Below are 16,080 nucleotides of genomic sequence, written 5' to 3'. Positions count from 1 at the left end.
TCATGACAGACGTTTTCGACCGCGCGAAGCGCTCGGACGTGATGGCGAAGATTCGCGGAAAGGGCAACAGCTCGACTGAGATGGTAGTTGTGCGCAGCTTTCGAGCTGCCAAAATTACAGGTTGGCGACGCCATGTAACCATCTCTTTTCGCGTGCGAGCGCCAACAGGTACGCCCGCAACAGTGATACCTGAAATCATCAGGGTATGCCCAGATTTCATCTTTAAAAAAGCGCGAATCGCCATTTTCGTCGATGGTTGTTTCTGGCATTGCTGCCCGTTGCACTTCAAGCTACCAGAAAATAATCGTTCATTCTGGGAGCCCAAATTTCAAGCCAACGTGACTAGGGACAAACGAGCAACTCAGTTGCTGCGGAGCGCTGGATGGAGTGTATTGAGAGTATGGGAACATGACCTTAAAGATGCGAAATCGTTTGTCAGCCTGGTAAGGAGGAGACTGGCGCGTCGCGCTGGTCGATAGCTGGGTCTTCTTAAATCAGAAATCAACGGCTCTGCGTAAACCCCTCTAAGAATTACCAGCGCGGGAACTTTAGCATTCCCCTCCGTGCGTTGGGGAACCGATAGGATTTAAAGTTTTCTGAATACCAAATAACTTGCTTTCGGCACTCCATCAGAAATTTTTCATTTGTCCATATATTTCTTAAATCCTGCCTATCCAGCCGTAAAGACACATCTTCGACACCTATGTCACTATAAACTTTTCCTGTATATGGATTAAGTTTCGGCCAGCCTTGCGTTTTGGAATCCTTATGACCATGGGGAACTGAAGGCACGCAGTCTGCATCTCCAATGGTAAAGTGCCATCGATTTAGTAAAACAAGTTTAGGCCAAAATGGTCCGTTTTCGTCAGAGTCGTATTTCGTTAAAATCGTGTTACTACCACGTTGATTAATTTCGTCGACTTTCTCATGCGGGACATCTGAGATGTCTATAATCGGTCGACGCGGGTCTGAAATCTCACTGTTATCAAATAACAACCAATCTGCAATCTTTAGTCTTTCGAGGTGCTCTTCCGAGCCAATAATACCAAGCATATAGCTGATATCGGACATAAGTACTAAAGGAGCCATAAATGAATTCGCTTCCAAAATTGTTAGTCTTCGAGGCTACACGTGTTTCCCACTTATCTGACAGTGGTTGCAGTTGGCGCGCCGCCGCGTACTCGAAAGCAACAAGTCGCGGCGGCGATACTTCGAGGTGTTAAGCGTGGCGAGACGGCAAACCAAGGTTCCATCGAATCATGTCACCCAGTATTGGGTAAATATCGTTGTGCTTCGAACCAAAACGCATCCAATTGTTTGTGGCATCGTAGCCGCCTAGGTCCCTGTTCGAACCATCGTCCGGTGGTAAAAATGCCTTCAACGATTCGAGCTTATGGGTGACCCTTTCCGAATCGGAAAGCGAATAGTATCGCCAACATGGATTTGAGTGCGAAAAGTCGATGTTTACAACACCTTCAAGCAAAGTCTCAAGGTGCTGCTCACTGTCAGCCTCTTTACGTTTGCTAAAGGCAAAATCATAGATAAGCTTAGCTAGTGCTTTAATAACAACAGGTTGAGCTGCAACAGTTTTTGTTCTGGCTTCGGCCTCAGCAAAACCAGGAATCGCAGAAATAGCCCCCCAAAAATGCCGAGCAATTGGTTTCTTCGATTCAACGTCCGCAGGAGTTGCAGTCGAAATATTCGTCTTATTTAAGAACAAGATTGCATTAACTGCAGCTAAGTCCTTAAACGTCCACACTCCTGTATCTTGATGCCAGTCGGTGGAATCGCTATCTACAACGTCACTCCATCCTAGGACACCCATCAAATCGTCCTGGATGAACTGATTAATTGGGTTTGCTGAATCAAATTTTAGGGCAAGGCTTTTTTCTACACGCTTAGAGAGATTATTGAGGTCATGGAACAGCTGTTGTTCTTGTCGCGCGTCTAGGCCGAGATGAATCTCCACAGCAACCTTACAAAACGACCTTGCAACTTCATCACACTCATCCCATGCGATAAGCACCTCTGGAGCAATGGCCAGCTTGTCAGTACTTGAAAACAGCTTCGGCTTCTTTGGGTACTTACGATTCGAGCGTACCTCGTTGAGGAACTCGAAAACCATGTCCATGGCATAGCGACGATGCTGCCCATCAACAACGTAAAGCATGTCCTGCTGGCGGAGGAAGATTTTGAATGCCGCCGTCTCGCCATCCGCGGCGGCCATGCGTTGACCGTTGATTCCACCCTGACCGACGCCGCCAGGTGAACAGGTTCGCAGATTTGCGACGATGGGTTGTAACGACAAATATGCTTGGGAACCCATTTCCTTTTGTAGTTCGGCCAGCGCTGGCGATTCGGGTTTCTTGAAATTCTTGCGCGCTTCGATAGCAGCCGAAATTAAACCTTTCAAGATGTATTTGGCAAGGTTGGTGGCATGCTGCTCGTTGAGCGGACGTTGGGTTGCTGGCGTACCGTCAGGTTGCCGCTCATTCGCCACTTTTGACATCGAATAAAAATCCTTCATTGGAATGAAGGCCAAAAAAGTCCGACTTCCAAGATTGTGTCCGATAAAGACTTTTTCAGGGCGAACTGACGTATCCGTATCCTCAAGAAGGTCGTCGAGACTAGAAATCGGTGTAGGCATTCCATCGTTAGCAGCAGGGTACATTTCTTCTCCAGGCATAATTTGGTTGATATCCAGGATTCATTTTCACATCATCCAGGTGTATTTTAATAAAATCCTGGGAAAAGTCAATGACAATCCTGGATTAAATTTTCAATCATCCAGGATACTTAAAAAATCATCCAGGGTTCAAGTTGCGGATGCAATGCTTGGATATCACGAGCACGAGGTCAATCCAAGCAACGGGTTGGCTGCCAAGGAAAGTTGCCTAACAGGCATCGTTATGATTTGGCGGTTCCGCAGCAGTAAGCCGGAAACGAAGCAACCACTGAACCAGCAGGATGCTGCAGTGTTGCTGGTGCTACAGTAGGTGCACACCATGGATGAGGCGGAAGTATGAACTTCCTGTTAAGCCGTGGCGTCAGTTGGATACCCCCTCTGAACACAGAAAGGGATTGAGCTAGTGGCTACCTCACTAACCTAAAGACTACACCCGTGGATGTCGTAGCCGTTCTCTCTGAGAATTTAACGGGAGCAGGTTTCCGCTGTCGGTGCTGCGTTTTGTTGAGCGAGCCATGTCGCGGTTCAGGCCCAGCTTCGGCTGCACTTCCACGCGATAGCATTCCAGCAACTACTTCGTGCAAATCGTTGCTTGGCTTGGCCCGGAAGTAGCCACACAAATCCTCAACAAGTTCGTCCTCTGAACCTTTGTTTGCGATGTAGCAAAGCAGGGTGCGCTGGCCCACGGCCACCAATGCCTGCCTGCTGAGTTTGCCGGCGACATATCCCCGCACAGCCTTTCGAAGCAAAGGGAATATCTTTGGGTTGTAACTAGGAACCTTTTCACCGAGCCGCTGGTTCGGGAAAGATTAGGCGGTAATTTCGCAGGTCTTCCTGGAAGGCATTGCACCTCATGAGCGCTGTCTGAACAGCATGCAATGGCTGACCGTAATCAAAGTGTGAGGTCCATTCGTGGATGCGTTTCATGCTCCGAATATAAGGACCGGCGTCACGGTCATTCGACAACCGTTTTAGAGGCAGGAGATAGTCCTCGCGATAGACGGTGGGAATAATGATTCGGCAAATGCCAGCATTGCTAAGCACGCAGTTCATTGCCAGCCTTGCTGTGCGTCAGTTTCCATCCTGGAACGGATGGACTTCCGATACCACGAACATGGTCATCAGCGCTCGCGCCACTGGGTCAGCAAGAGCAGTAATACGTTCGAAGCCTTCTGTCAGGGTTGCCGGGACTTGCTCCGGCATGACGAATAACGTGTTGCCGGCTATATCGATTGCAGCAATTTTGCCGCGTCCGACTCGGACACAGTGGTGATTTTGACCGGTCGGAGCTAAGGCTAGTGCCGTGTCCGAGTCGGACACGGCACTAGGGCGCCCTCTTTAGCCCAGCCTAATCTTGCGTGGGCGACCCCGCTTAACAGTTTCCGGAACTGGCTCACTGTATGCAGAAAATGCCAAGCTGCGCCTTAATTCTTCCTCATCCCAGAGCAGTGTCCGGCCGACCTTTCGCGGGCTAGCAATCGCGCCTTGCTGCATATATGTAGTGATTGTACGAATCGACACGCGTAACATTTCCGCCACTTCCTTCTTCTTCAGATACATACCTTCTCCTTAAAGGAGAGTATAGGAGCAAGGTTGTGTAATGAAGGTTACAACGACGGTACCAAGTTGATGGCAGCAGGTAGTTCCGCCAGGCGTGACGCCATCACCCCAGAGTCCAAGCACAAATAGTGCTTTTCCAAGGTGCGAATGTCGGTATGCCCGGAAAACAGGACAAGTTCATTCACAGTCAAACGACACTCTTGAGCAAGCCGCGAAATTGCTTCACGCCTGCAGTCATGCAGGCGCACGTCATAAAGTTCAGCAGCATCCGCAGCATTTCGCCACGCAACGCTAAAGTCAGATGCCAATATCGGGAAGATAAACCCGTGCTTTTTTGGTCGCAGGTCCTGAAGAACTTTAATTGCGCCGGGAAGCAAAGGCACATCTCTCTTATGGACTTTAGACTTTACGAATCCAGGTTCATTGAGTTTAACGACCCTATTCTTGAAATCGACATCTTCCCATTTCAAAGAGACGATTTCTCCGCGCCGCAACGAAGTTAGTACCGCGAAAAGGATGGCCGCTTTCAGAACCATGTCGTCAATATGACTAATAATTGCCAAAAGTTCCTCATCGGTTATGCGTCGTTTTCGTGCGTCTGCCGCCCCAGGAAGTTCCCATTCCATCAAGTCATGGACCAACCACAACGCTCCCAAGTTGGCCCACAGCTTCTTTTTCTTGAGGTACTTCGTTACTGCGCGACGAAAAAGAACAAGTTCATGGCGCACGGTCTGTGAACTAATGGGATAGACCGTCACCGTCGGCCCGTTTACACGTGCTTCTTTAACGTCTCTATGAGTTCGATAGTAGCGCTGATGTTTAGTAAGAACTTCCTTACCGTTCTGAGCGGTCATGGCGACAGTACGATTAGGCGCCCGTCCAGTACCATACTTTCCTGAGAACCGGTCGTACTGCCATTTCGTAAGCACGTCATCGTCTATCTGGGCAATCGTCAGCTCCCCGAAACATTTGCGCAATAGGGCCAGGCGGGAAGCTTCGGTCGCTTTTCCTGCTAGCCTAGGGAGTTCATTTTTCTCGAACCAGTCAAATACATCTGACAATTTGACATCAGCTAAGGCGGCAATTGGACTCGATGGAAGGATACTCACTGCGGCATGCTGCAGGACGACCTCGGAAGGTTGAGATGCCTTTGCAAGCCCGTCTCGCTCGTCCAGCAACTCGATTCGCCTTTTACGTCCCCAACGCAATCCCTCAGCTTCTGTTGAGAAGGTACCGGAGTCGGAAAGAGGATGTACTTTGACTTGGAAGCGGAAGGCTCTGCTACGTTTCTCAACGTAGATATGCTGCTCGAGCCTGTAATATTGCTTTTTTGACATTGCGTAACTCCAAAAGGTGTAGGAGTCACGGTATAGGGTGAGAAACCCTGCATATTTGCTGAGAAATCGCTTGGGGAATCGATTTTTTTTCCCCAAATTTTTCCCCAAAACTCTTCCATTACGTCGTATTTCGACGAATTCATGCCCTAATCACTGCATGAATTTGGTGCGGCTGGCGCGAATCGAACGCGCGACCCTCGGCTTCGGAGGCCGATACTCTATCCACTGAGCTACAGCCGCAGTCGTCATGCTGAAGAGACACGAAGGATAGCCGGAAATCCATTCCATAGCTAGGGCTTTCCGTCTATAATCGCAGGTTTGACGAGGGTTCGGCGTTAAAAATGCCAAAAACATAACCCTTCAACACAGCTTCGAAAAACTGTCCTAAGGAAATCATGAGCCACGAATCCGCTATCAGAACGCCTAAGCAGCTGGTCGCTGCTGTTGTAGGTTTCTTCGCCGTCACTATCATCGGTATTGTTTTGCTGGTGCAATTTGTGACCCAGGAAAAACTGACTGGCGCGGGTTCGGAAAGCCAAAGTGCGGAAGCCGTTGCTGCCCGCCTGAAGCCGGTAGCTGATAATGGTTTCACCCTCAAAGACGTCAACGCTCCTAAAGTGCTGCAAACCGGCGAAGCCGTGTACACCGCAACTTGCGCGGCTTGCCACGGTTCCGGCGCTGCCGGTGCTCCTAAGTTCGCCGAAGCGGGCGCATGGGGTGCTCGTATTGCCCAGGGTCAGGACGCAGTAGTGAAGCATGCGCTGGAAGGCCTGCGTGCTATGCCTGCCAAGGGCGGCAATCCAGATCTGGATGATGTGGAAGTGGCGCGCGCTGTGGTGTACATGGTGAACAAGGCTGGCGGCAAATTCAAGGAGCCTGAAGTGAAGCAGGCAGCTCCGGCGCCTGCTGCTGAGGCTGCTAAGTAATCAGCTGGCTGCGCAGATAAAAAAAACCGCTCGGATGAGCGGTTTTTTTTTGCCTTTCTTAACCCGGTAAACCAGGGTCTGACCCGCAGGGTCAGACCCTGTCTGCGGCGCGGCTAGTGGTGTTGGGTCTGGGCTTTTGACTTATTGCGAAAGTCAAAGGCGCACACCCCAACCCGCGGCCTCAAAACCGTTGGGGGTCTGACCCTGTGGGTCAGACCCCGCCTTACGGGTTTTACCAAATGATCACGCGGTCTTTAGGCGCCAGGTACATCTTGTCGCCCTTCTTCACCCCAAACGCGTCGTAAAAGCCCGGCTGGTTGCGCAGCGAACCATTGGCGCGGAACTCTTCCGGCGAATGCGGGTCCGTGGTGACCTGGCGAATCAGCGCCGCATCGCGCGACTTGGCGCGCCATGCCTGCGCCCAGCCTTGGTAGAAACGCTGCTCGCCGGTAAAGCCGTCAATCACCGGCGCTGGCTTGCCGCCCAGCGACAGCTTGTAGGCCTTGTACGCAATCGCCAAACCCGAGTTGTCGGCGATGTTCTCACCCAGTGTCAGCTCGCCATTAACCTTGTAGCCTTTGACCGGGCTGAACGCGCCGTACTGCTTAACCAGCATCTGCGTCTTGGCCTTGAAGTTGGCGTGATCGCGCTTGGTCCACCAGTCGCGCAGGTTGCCGTCGCCGTCGTACTGCGCGCCCTGGTCGTCGAAGCCGTGCGAAATTTCGTGGCCGATCACAGCGCCGATGGCGCCGTAGTTGACCGCATCATCCGAGTTGGCATCGAAGAACGGTGGCTGCAAGATGGCGGCCGGGAATACGATCTCGTTCAACTCAGGGTTGTAGTAAGCGTTGACGGTTTGCGGCGTCATGCCCCATTCGTCACGGTCGATCGGCTTGCCCAGCTTATCCAGCTCCTTCTGCACGGCGAACTCGGTCGCGCGCGTCACGTTGCCAACCAGGTCGTTGCGGTCGATGGACAGCTTGCTGTAGTCGCGCCATTTGTTCGGGTAGCCGATCTTCGGCGTGAACTTGGCCAGCTTGGCTTGCGCTTCCTTTTTGGTCTGAGGGCTCATCCAAGGCAGCTTGTCGATGCTGTCTTTGTAGGCCACCAGCAGGTTCTTCACCAGTTCTTCCATGCGGGCTTTGTTCGCGGCCGGGAAGTGCTGCTCCACATAGACCTTGCCGATGCTCTCGCCCAGTGCGTTCTCGGTGGCGGAAACGCCGCGCTTCCAGCGTGGGCGCATTTCGGTGGCGCCGCCCAGCTGCTTGCCGTAGAACTCAAAGTTGGCTGCCACGAAGTCCTTGCCCAGGAACGGCGCATTGGCGCGCACGACGTTCCAGGTGAAGTAAGGCTTGAGGGTTTCGAGCGGGGTTTCGGCCAGCAGCTTGTCCAGCGCTTTCAGGTAAGTCGGCTGGCTGACGATAACGTAATCGACTTTGCCGGCAACGCCCAGGCCATTCAAATAGGCGTTCCAGTCATAGCCCGGCATCAGTTCGCCCAGCTTGGCGACCGGCACCTTGTTGTAGGCCTTGACCGGGTCGCGCAGTTCTACTTTGGTCCAGTGCAGTTGCGCGATCTTGGTTTCAAAGGCGACGACGGCTTTGGCGTTGGCGGCGGCGTTCTTGTCGCCAGCCAGCGCCAGCATTTTTTCAACGGTGGCCTGGTATTTGGCCAGCGTCTCGGCCATCTTGGCGTCGTCTTTTTTCAGATAGTAGTCGCGGTCAGGCATGCCCAGGCCGGACTGCACGAAGTCGATCACATACTTGGTGGAGTCCTTGTTGTCCTGGTGGATGCCCATGTCCATCGGCGCCGCGAAGTTGTGACGGTTGTGGTACGCGAACAGGGCTGGCAACTGCTTCTTGTCGCTCAGGGCAGCGATGCGGGCCAGCTCGGGCTGGATCGGGGCGATGCCAAGTTGCTCGAGGCGGGCTTCGTCCATGAAGGAGGCGTAGAAGTCGCCGATGCGTTTTTTGTCGGCGCTATCCGCGTTCTTGGCGGAATCCTCGATGATCGTGCGCAGCTGCGGCTGGATGTCTTCGAACAGTTTTTCGAACACGCCCCAGCTGGACATTTCAGCAGGGATTTCGGCGGTGGCCAGCCACTTGCCATTCAGGTGCTTGAAAAAGTCGTCCTGGGCGCGGACGGCTGGGTCGACATATTGCAGTTCGATGCCGGATTTTTCGGTGGCGTTGGCCATGGTCGCCAGCAGCGCTGCGGCGGCAGCGGCGATGAGGTGTTTTTTCATGGGAGATCCTTTAGAACCGGTAACCCGGTGCCTGACCCGCAGGGTCGGGCACCGATATGCGGCGGTCGCGGGCCCAGTGTCTGACCCTGCGGGTCAGACACTGAATTACCGGTTTACCAGATAATCGCGCGCTCTTTTGGCGACAGGTACAGCTTGTCGCCCTCTTTCAGGCCGAAGGCCTCGTAGAAGCCAGGCTGGTTACGCAGCGTGCCGTTGGCGCGGAATGGGCCCGGCGAGTGCGGGTCGGTCTTCACGCGCGCGATCAGGGCTGCATCGCGGAACTTGGTACGCCATACCTGGGCCCAGCCCATGTAGAAGCGCTGGTCGCCGCTGAAGCCGTCGATCACAGGAGCCTTTTTGCCCTTCAGCGACAGCTTGTAGGCTTTGTAGGCCACGGCCAGGCCGGAGTTGTCGCCGATGTTCTCACCCAGGGTCAGCTCGCCGTTGACCTTGTAGCCAGGCAGCGCTTCGAATTCGCTGTACTGCTTGACCAGGATCGAGGTGCGTTCCTTGAAGCGCTTGCCGTCTTCTTCGGTCCACCAGTTGCGCAGGTTGCCGTCGCCGTCGTACTGCGAACCCTGGTCGTCGAAGCCGTGCGAGATTTCGTGGCCGATCACGGCGCCGATGCCGCCGTAGTTGACCGCGTCGTCAGCCTTCATGTCGAAGAACGGCGGCTGCAGGATAGCGGCCGGGAACACGATCTCGTTCATTTCCGGGTTGTAGTAGGCATTGATCGCCTGCGGCGGCATCAGCCACTCGTCGCGGTCGATCGGCTTGCCCAGCTTATTGATATTGCGGTGGTGTTCGAAATCGCTTGCGCGCATTACGTTGCCAACCAGGTCGTCACGCTTGACTTCCAGCGCGCTGTAGTCGCGCCACTTGTTCGGGTAGCCGATCTTGGTTGTGAACTTGGCCAGCTTGGCGTGGGCTTCCTTGCGGGTTGCAGGGCTCATCCACTCCAGGGTGTCGATGCTCTGGTTGAAGGCTTGCAGCAGGTTTTTCACCAGCTTTTCCATGCGCGCCTTGGCTTCTGGCGAGAAGTGCTTGGCCACGTACAGCTTGCCGACAGCTTCGCCCATGGTGCCTTCGGTCAGCGACACGGCGCGCTTCCAGCGTGGACGCTGTTCGGTGGCGCCGCTCAGGGTGGTGCCGTAGAAGGAGAAGTTTTCGTCAACGAAGGACTTGGACAGCTCCGGCGAGAAGGTGGCCATCAGGCGGTAGTTCATGTACGCCTTCCAGTCTTCCAGCGACACTTCCGCCAGCACCTTGTCCAGCGCCTGGAAGTAGGTTGGCTGGCCAACGTTCACGTCCTTGACCTTGCCGGTCAGGAGTACGCCTTCCAGCCAGCTGTCGAAGTCGAAGCTTGGCATCAGCTCTTTCAGCTTGGCCAGTTCGTATTTGTTGTAAGCCTTGACCGGATCGCGCAGTTCGACCTTGGTCCACTGGATTTGCGCCAGGCGGGTCTCGACGTTGATCACGGATTTAGCGGTGGCGGCGGAATTGGCATCGCCGGCCAGCGCCATCATGCGGGCGACGTGGGCTTCAAACTTGGCCAGGGTGTCGGCCAGCTTGGCGTCGTCTTTTTTCAGGTAGTAGTCGCGGTCAGGCATCGACAGGCCGGACTGGCCCAGGTCGGCCACGTAGCGGGTCGAATCCTTGTTGTCCTGGTGGACGCCGACATCGAACGGGCTGCTCACGCCGATGCGCGAGAAGTGCGCGAACTGGGCGGCCAGCTGCTTCTTGTCGGTGATGGCGGAGATGCGTGCGCGCTCGCCATTCAACGGGGTGATGCCCAGCTGCTCGGCGCGGGCCTCGTCCATCATGGAAGCGAACATATCGCCTACGCGCTTGGCGTCGGCATTGCCGCCCTTGGCGGCGGCTTCTTCGATCAGTGCGCGCAGCTGCGGCTGCACGGTTTCGGACAGCTGTACGAAGGTACCCCAGGAGGAGCGGTCGGCCGGGATTTCGGTGTTCTTCATCCAGGTGCCGTTCTGGTGCAGGTAGAAATCATCCTGTGCACGGACAGCCTTGTCCATGGCGGTGGTTTCGATACCGGATTTCTGTGGTGCTTTGTTGCCTGCTGCGATGGCAGCGCTGGTGGCGAAGAGGCCGACGATAACGGCGCTCAGGATCTTACGTTTCAAGGTTACCCTCCAAGGTAGATGTGACGGTACCGCGCGACTCTAGCACGTTGCAGGGTGACGTTAAAAGAAAAGCCACGCATTTGCGTGGCTTTTTTCCCAAAACTAGTTTTACCAGATGATGATGCGATCTTCCGGCTTAACGTACATTTTGTCGCCTTCCTTCACACCAAACGCTTCATAGAAGGCCGGCTGGTTGACCACCGTGCCGTTGGCGCGGAAGCGGCCGGCGGAGTGCGGGTCGGTCTTGATCTGCACGATCGCCTGCTGGTCGCGCATCTTGGTGCGCCATACCTGGCCGAAGCCCATGAACACGCGCTGTTCGCCGATCAGGCCGTCGATCACCGGGGAAGTCTTGCCGCCCAGGGAAATCTTGTAAGCCTTGTAGGCGATGGCCAGGCCCGAGTTATCGGCGATGTTCTCGCCCAGGGTCAGCTTGCCGTTGATGTTGTAGCCAGCTACCGGCTCGTAGGAGCTGTATTGCTTGACCATGGCGTCTGCCTTGACCTTGAACTTTTCGCGGTCGTCCTTGGTCCACCAGTCGCGCAGGTTGCCGTCGCCGTCGTACTGCGAGCCGGAGTCGTCGAAGCCGTGCGAGATTTCGTGGCCGATCACGGCGCCGATCGCGCCGTAATTGACCGCGTCGTCAGCCTTCATGTCGAAGAACGGCGGCTGCAGGATGGCGGCCGGGAACACGATCTCATTGGCGGTTGGACGGTAGTAGGCATTGATCGTCTGAGGAGTCATGCCCCATTCGTCCTTGTCGATCGGCTTGCCCAGCTTGTCGATATTGCGGTTGTAGGCGAATTCGGTAGCGCGGCCCAGGTTGCCGATCAGGTCACCGGACTTGAATTCCAGCTTGCTGTAATCGCGCCACTTGTTCGGGTAGCCGATTTTCGGGGTGAACTTGGCCAGCTTTTCCTGCGCTTGCTTCTTGGTCTCAGGTCCCATCCAGTCGATGCCGTCGATGCTCTGCTTGTAAGCCACCAGCAAGTTCTTCACCAGTTCTTCCATGCGCGCCTTGCGTTCGGCCGGGAAGTGCTTGGCTACGTACAGCTTGCCCATGCCTTCGCCAATGGCGCCTTCCACCACGCCCACGCCGCGCTTCCAACGTGGCTGCTGCTCGGTCACGCCGGTCAGCACGGTGCCGTAGAAGGAGAAATTGGCGTCGTCAAAATCTTTCGACAGGTAAGGCGATGCGTCGCGCAGCAGCTGCCATTCGAAGTAGGCCTTCCAGGATTCCAGCGGGGTGCCTTCCACCAGCTTGGCGAATTCGGTCATATAGCTAGGCTGGGACACGATCACGTTCTTGGTCTTGGCGGCGATGCCGGTCGCGCCCAGGGCAGCGTTCCAGTCGTAGCCTGGTGCGATTTCAGCCAGCTTGCTGATTTCCATCTTGTTGTAACGCTTGACCGGGTCGCGGTTGTCCACGCGCGACCACTGCACCTTGGCCAGTTCGGTTTCCAGGGCGACGATGGCCTTGGCCTTTTCGGCGCCATCCTTGTTGCCGGCCAGGCCGAGGACCTTGGCGACGTGCTGTTCGTACTTGGCCAGGATGGCCGCGGACTTTTCATCGTCCTTCTTCAGGTAGTAATCGCGATCTGGCAGGCCCAGGCCGGACTGGCCCATGTGGGCAGCGTACTGGGTCGAGTCACGCGCATCCTGGCTCACGAAGACGCCGTATGGCGCAGGCACGCCGGTCTTGTTGAAGTGGGCGACCAGTGCAGGGATGCCCTTCTTGTCTTTCAGGCTGCGGATCTTGGACAGCTCGCCGGCCAGCGGTTTGGCGCCCAGCTTTTCCAGCTTGGCTTCATCCATGTAGGAAGCGTACAGTGCGGCGATCTTGGCGTCGTCGCCTTTCAGGCCTTTCTGGCCCTGCAGGCCCTGGATCAGGTCTCGCAGCTGGAACAGGGTGTCGTCACGCAGCTTGGCGAAGGCGCCCCAGCTCGATTTATCGGCCGGGATTTCGGTGGTGCGCAGCCATTCGCCGTTCAGGTGCTGGAAGAAATCGTCCTGCGCACGTACGCTGTTGTCGATGTATTGCTTGTCGATGCCGGATACCGGGGTCGACGCGTGCTCGTGGCCTTCGTGACCGCCTGCATGGGCGAATGCCGCCATCAGGCTCAAGGTGATGGTGCTCAGGATGTGTCGTTTCACTCTCGTTGTCCCTTTAGAATTTAGTTTCAAGTCGAACACTCCACTGGGTATAAGTGGGGTTCAGCGAGGCCGCTTGTGCAGCAAGGCCATTAGCGTACACCAGGTTGTACCCGGTGGCGTCTTCCGCCAGCACATTGTTCGCGCTGATGCGGATTTGCGTGCGGGCGTCGAAACGCCACAGCGCATACAGGTCCAGCACGCGTTTGCGGCTGGTTTCCACTACTTGCTTGTCGCTGGTCTGGGTGCGGATGGCCGGCGTCCAGTTGTAGCTTGCGCCCAACGTGAGTGGAATGTCTTTCAGGCGGTAGTCCATGCCCAGGTTGGCCGTCTGCTTGGCTTGCTGGTCAAGGCGGTTGTCCGGACCCGGGATGCCGTCGACCCGCGACCAGAAGTGGCTGTAGTTGCTGCGGAAGTCGATTTGCGGCGCGTTGTCCATCAACTCGGCCAGCGTGAACTTGGCTTCCAGTTCGATGCCGCTGGTGCGCGCGTGGCCGACATTGGCCGGCGACGAAACCCAGCGCAGGCCGAGATCGGTCTGCCGCTGCGTAAGTTCGCGGCGAATCAGGTTGTCGATATCGCGCACAAAACCACTGACGCTAATGATGCCGTTGCGGCCCAGGTAATGCTCATACGCCAGGTCCAGGCCCGTGGCCAGTTCCGGCTTCAGGTTTGGATTGCCGACGCGGTCAGGGCTGGTGGCGCTGTTAAGGCGCGAAAGGAATGGTGCGGCAATCAGGTCCTGCACATTGGGCGACTTGTAGCTCTTGGTCAGGCTGGCGCGCACCTGGTCTTTTTCGTGGCCGGGGATTTTCCATACCGCGTGCAGCAGCGGGCTGAATACCTTACTGGTGTTGCTGACGGCACCCGCACTGCGGTCGGAAGTAGTGCGGATGCCTTCCCAGCGCGCGCCGGCATAGGCCGACCACTGCGGCGTGATTTCCCATTCGTCCTGTGCGTAAAGGGCGGCGCGGCGCGTGTCGGCAGTCAGGCTGTCTCCGGAATCGGCAAACTGCGCGACGCCGTCCTTGTTCAACGACACGCGCACTTCTTCGCGGTGGCTCGCTTCCAGCTCCCAGCCTGCCGCCAACAAATGGCCGGCGCCCAGCGGAGAGGTGTATTTGCCGCCCGTGTTCAGGCTCTTGTCGCGTGTGTCGTCGGTATCGGTGAAACGGTCCAGCAGCGCGCCCTGGCCGTCGTACTGGTAGCGCAGCGAATCGCTATTGCGCTTGCCCAGGCCGAAGCCGAATTTCACATCGAGCTTGCTGGCGCCCTGCAGCCGGTGCAGCCAGTTACCAAAGCCGCGCAGGAAAGTAACATCGCCTTCGCTGCTTTGCTGCGCAAAGTTGTACTCGGGCGGCACGCTGCCCACCGGCTGCGCCAGGTTGGTCTGCGCATTGTTGCGCATCTGCTGGTGCATCAGGAAGGTCTGGAAATTCAGCGTGTCGCCGTTCTCGAATTTGTACGACAGGCGCGGCGTCAGGTGCACGCCCTTGCTGTTACCACTGCTTTCGCTGTCGAGGAATTGTTCCTTGAGCAGAATGCCGGCGGCATCCGTTTCCGTGTTGTGGGTCAGCGAGCTGTCGTGCTGTCGGTTGTAGTTGAACGATGCCGACAAGGTGTAACTCAATGCGCCCACCTTGCCCGGCGCGGTCACCGACAGTTCCGGCGAATGGCGGCCTTGCTCAATGCGATCGCCCGCTTTGACCTGGATGTCGCGCATCTGGTAGCCGTCACGCAGCACGACATTGATGGTGCCGGCGATGGCGCGGGTGCTGTGTTCTGCCACCGGGCCGCGCATCACTTCAATGCGCTCGACCTGGTCGGGCGACAGTGACTCCATCGAAAAACCCGCTGGCGGGCGCTCGCCGTTCACCAGCACTTGGGTATAACCGCTGCCCAGTCCGCGCATGCGCACTTCGCCGCCGCGGCCAGCACGGCCGCCGATGGTCACACCCGGCAAGCGTTTGAGCACATCGCCAATATTGCTATCCCCGTTACGGTCCAGTTCCTCGCGACCATACACCTGCTTGCCCGCTGTTGAGTTACGGCGCTCGACCATATCATCCTGGCGGCCGCCACTGATGGTGACCTGCGGGACGACTTTATCGGCAGGCTTGCTGGGTTCTTGCTGGGCGGCGGCGCCAGCGGCAACACCCAATGTTGCCATGGCGAAAGGGATCAGCTTCTTCATAGGTTGGGCATTGTAAACGCCGCCCCGCCGGCTGGAACAGGCCTGCCGCCTTTGTTACTTAAAGATACTTACATGCCGCGGCCCCCGCCGCCAGCCCCCCCGGGGCCGCCCATGCCGCTGCGACCGCCCCGGCCGCTGTGGTGTCCGCCCTCGCCGCCCGAAGGTTTCTCGCCATGGTTGCCGCCTGGCCCTTCTTCCATGCGGATCAACTGGTCCAGCAGGAATTTGGCCGCAGCCTGACGCTGCCCGTCGTCCAGGGCATCGTTGATGCCGAGCCACCATTCGCGCATCTGGCGGTCTTCCGCCGCCGTGGTGGCCTGCTCCGCTTCCAATCCCGCCTGCAATTCGCGCAGCTCGACATTTTGGGCTTCCAGGCTATGGCGGGTGGCTTCCTGCAGGCGCTCACGGCGGGCCTTGCGCTCACGCAGCAACGCCTTGCTCTGGCTTTCCACCTTGGCCCACAAGGTTTGCTGGTTGGCGTTCAGGTTGAGGGATTTGCGGAACTCGCTGGCCATGGGCACCAGGTCTTCAGCGCGCATATCCATGACCGGCACGGCAAAAGCCGGCGCGACAGCCATGGCCAGCAATAGCCAGGCGGCACGGGCAGTGCGGATGAGTTTCATATTCTTGCTCCGGAAAAAAAGATGCCCACGGAGGGTGCCGCAGGCATGAAGCTACTTTAGGGTAGAGAGAAATAGCGAAAACCAGTTTAGGGGTCGGACGCTCCTGGTTCTGCCTTTCTTACAAATACTTACTCCGGTAAACACATTGGCAAACAAGTATAAAGTTGCGAATTTATCGTGGCTTTCAAACGCTTTTTATTCCATAAGGCAGCTA

General features: G+C 56.3%; 12 protein-coding genes and 1 tRNA gene. 2 read left to right on the top strand and 11 right to left on the bottom strand.

Annotated features, from left to right (window positions below):
• Positions 1-2 precede the first annotated feature (2 nt).
• The gene (locus AC1RTP_RS09105) at positions 3-479 is read left to right on the top strand and encodes a very short patch repair endonuclease (RefSeq protein WP_498606677.1); all 477 of its coding nucleotides are present in this window, start codon (positions 3-5) and stop codon (positions 477-479) included.
• Between the two features lie 52 nt (positions 480-531).
• On the opposite strand, the gene AC1RTP_RS09100 is transcribed toward AC1RTP_RS09105, so the two are convergent.
• The 6 genes from AC1RTP_RS09100 to AC1RTP_RS09075 form a co-directional block, all read right to left on the bottom strand.
• Positions 532-1,071, bottom strand: a complete 540-nt coding sequence (locus AC1RTP_RS09100; protein ID WP_498606673.1) for a hypothetical protein — start codon at positions 1,069-1,071, stop codon at positions 532-534.
• Between the two features lie 148 nt (positions 1,072-1,219).
• Positions 1,220-2,671, bottom strand: a complete 1,452-nt coding sequence (locus tag AC1RTP_RS09095; protein WP_498606670.1) for a DNA sulfur modification protein DndB — start codon at positions 2,669-2,671, stop codon at positions 1,220-1,222.
• 1,086 nt (positions 2,672-3,757) lie between these two features.
• On the bottom strand, positions 3,758-4,006 hold the full coding sequence (locus tag AC1RTP_RS09090) for a Fic family protein (RefSeq protein ID WP_498606666.1): 249 nt from the start codon (positions 4,004-4,006) through the stop codon (positions 3,758-3,760).
• Between the two features lie 18 nt (positions 4,007-4,024).
• Positions 4,025-4,246, bottom strand: a complete 222-nt coding sequence (locus tag AC1RTP_RS09085) for a helix-turn-helix transcriptional regulator (protein ID WP_498606663.1) — start codon at positions 4,244-4,246, stop codon at positions 4,025-4,027.
• A gap of 47 nt (positions 4,247-4,293) precedes the next feature.
• On the bottom strand, positions 4,294-5,583 hold the full coding sequence (locus AC1RTP_RS09080; protein ID WP_498606659.1) for a site-specific integrase: 1,290 nt from the start codon (positions 5,581-5,583) through the stop codon (positions 4,294-4,296).
• A gap of 164 nt (positions 5,584-5,747) precedes the next feature.
• A tRNA-Arg gene (locus AC1RTP_RS09075) sits at positions 5,748-5,823 on the bottom strand.
• Positions 5,824-5,978: 155 nt separating this feature from the next.
• Between AC1RTP_RS09075 and AC1RTP_RS09070 the strand changes: the two genes are divergently transcribed.
• On the top strand, positions 5,979-6,509 hold the full coding sequence (locus tag AC1RTP_RS09070) for a c-type cytochrome (RefSeq protein ID WP_498606656.1): 531 nt from the start codon (positions 5,979-5,981) through the stop codon (positions 6,507-6,509).
• A gap of 232 nt (positions 6,510-6,741) precedes the next feature.
• Here AC1RTP_RS09070 and AC1RTP_RS09065 read toward each other — a convergent pair whose 3' ends face one another.
• The 5 genes from AC1RTP_RS09065 to AC1RTP_RS09045 all read right to left on the bottom strand — a co-directional run bounded on the left by AC1RTP_RS09065 (position 6,742) and on the right by AC1RTP_RS09045 (position 15,866).
• Positions 6,742-8,754 carry a M13 family metallopeptidase gene (locus tag AC1RTP_RS09065; protein WP_498606654.1) on the bottom strand — a complete coding sequence of 671 codons (2,013 nt, stop codon included), beginning with the start codon at positions 8,752-8,754 and terminating at the stop codon, positions 6,742-6,744.
• Positions 8,755-8,867: 113 nt separating this feature from the next.
• Positions 8,868-10,898, bottom strand: coding sequence for a M13 family metallopeptidase (locus AC1RTP_RS09060; protein ID WP_498606652.1), 2,031 nt, complete (start codon positions 10,896-10,898; stop codon positions 8,868-8,870).
• 108 nt (positions 10,899-11,006) lie between these two features.
• Entirely contained in the window at positions 11,007-13,013 is a 2,007-nt protein-coding gene (locus AC1RTP_RS09055) for a M13 family metallopeptidase (RefSeq protein WP_498607153.1), read from the bottom strand.
• A gap of 52 nt (positions 13,014-13,065) precedes the next feature.
• Positions 13,066-15,243 (bottom strand): TonB-dependent receptor plug domain-containing protein, encoded by a 2,178-nt coding sequence (locus AC1RTP_RS09050; protein ID WP_498606650.1) that lies wholly within the window; start codon positions 15,241-15,243, stop codon positions 13,066-13,068.
• Positions 15,244-15,311: 68 nt separating this feature from the next.
• A complete protein-coding gene (locus AC1RTP_RS09045; RefSeq protein WP_498606648.1) occupies positions 15,312-15,866 on the bottom strand; it encodes a hypothetical protein in 555 nt (184 codons plus the stop codon).
• Positions 15,867-16,080: the final 214 nt, after the last annotated feature.

It is taken from the genome of Pseudoduganella sp. GW821-FHT11H04 (genome assembly GCF_058807935.1).
This window is presented reverse-complemented; position numbering and strand designations above follow the sequence as displayed.

What these genes read in the sequence shown, in the direction of transcription:
- AC1RTP_RS09105 (WP_498606677.1), top strand. Translation starts at nt 3, where the DNA reads ATGACAGACGTTTTCGACCGCGCGAAGCGCTCGGACGTGATGGCGAAG.
- AC1RTP_RS09100 (WP_498606673.1), bottom strand. Translation starts at nt 1,071, where the DNA reads ATGTCCGATATCAGCTATATGCTTGGTATTATTGGCTCGGAAGAGCAC.
- AC1RTP_RS09095 (WP_498606670.1), bottom strand. Translation starts at nt 2,671, where the DNA reads ATGTACCCTGCTGCTAACGATGGAATGCCTACACCGATTTCTAGTCTC.
- AC1RTP_RS09085 (WP_498606663.1), bottom strand. Translation starts at nt 4,246, where the DNA reads ATGTATCTGAAGAAGAAGGAAGTGGCGGAAATGTTACGCGTGTCGATT.
- AC1RTP_RS09080 (WP_498606659.1), bottom strand. Translation starts at nt 5,583, where the DNA reads ATGTCAAAAAAGCAATATTACAGGCTCGAGCAGCATATCTACGTTGAG.
- AC1RTP_RS09070 (WP_498606656.1), top strand. Translation starts at nt 5,979, where the DNA reads ATGAGCCACGAATCCGCTATCAGAACGCCTAAGCAGCTGGTCGCTGCT.
- AC1RTP_RS09065 (WP_498606654.1), bottom strand. Translation starts at nt 8,754, where the DNA reads ATGAAAAAACACCTCATCGCCGCTGCCGCCGCAGCGCTGCTGGCGACC.
- AC1RTP_RS09055 (WP_498607153.1), bottom strand. Translation starts at nt 13,013, where the DNA reads ATGGCGGCATTCGCCCATGCAGGCGGTCACGAAGGCCACGAGCACGCG.
- AC1RTP_RS09050 (WP_498606650.1), bottom strand. Translation starts at nt 15,243, where the DNA reads ATGAAGAAGCTGATCCCTTTCGCCATGGCAACATTGGGTGTTGCCGCT.
- AC1RTP_RS09045 (WP_498606648.1), bottom strand. Translation starts at nt 15,866, where the DNA reads ATGAAACTCATCCGCACTGCCCGTGCCGCCTGGCTATTGCTGGCCATG.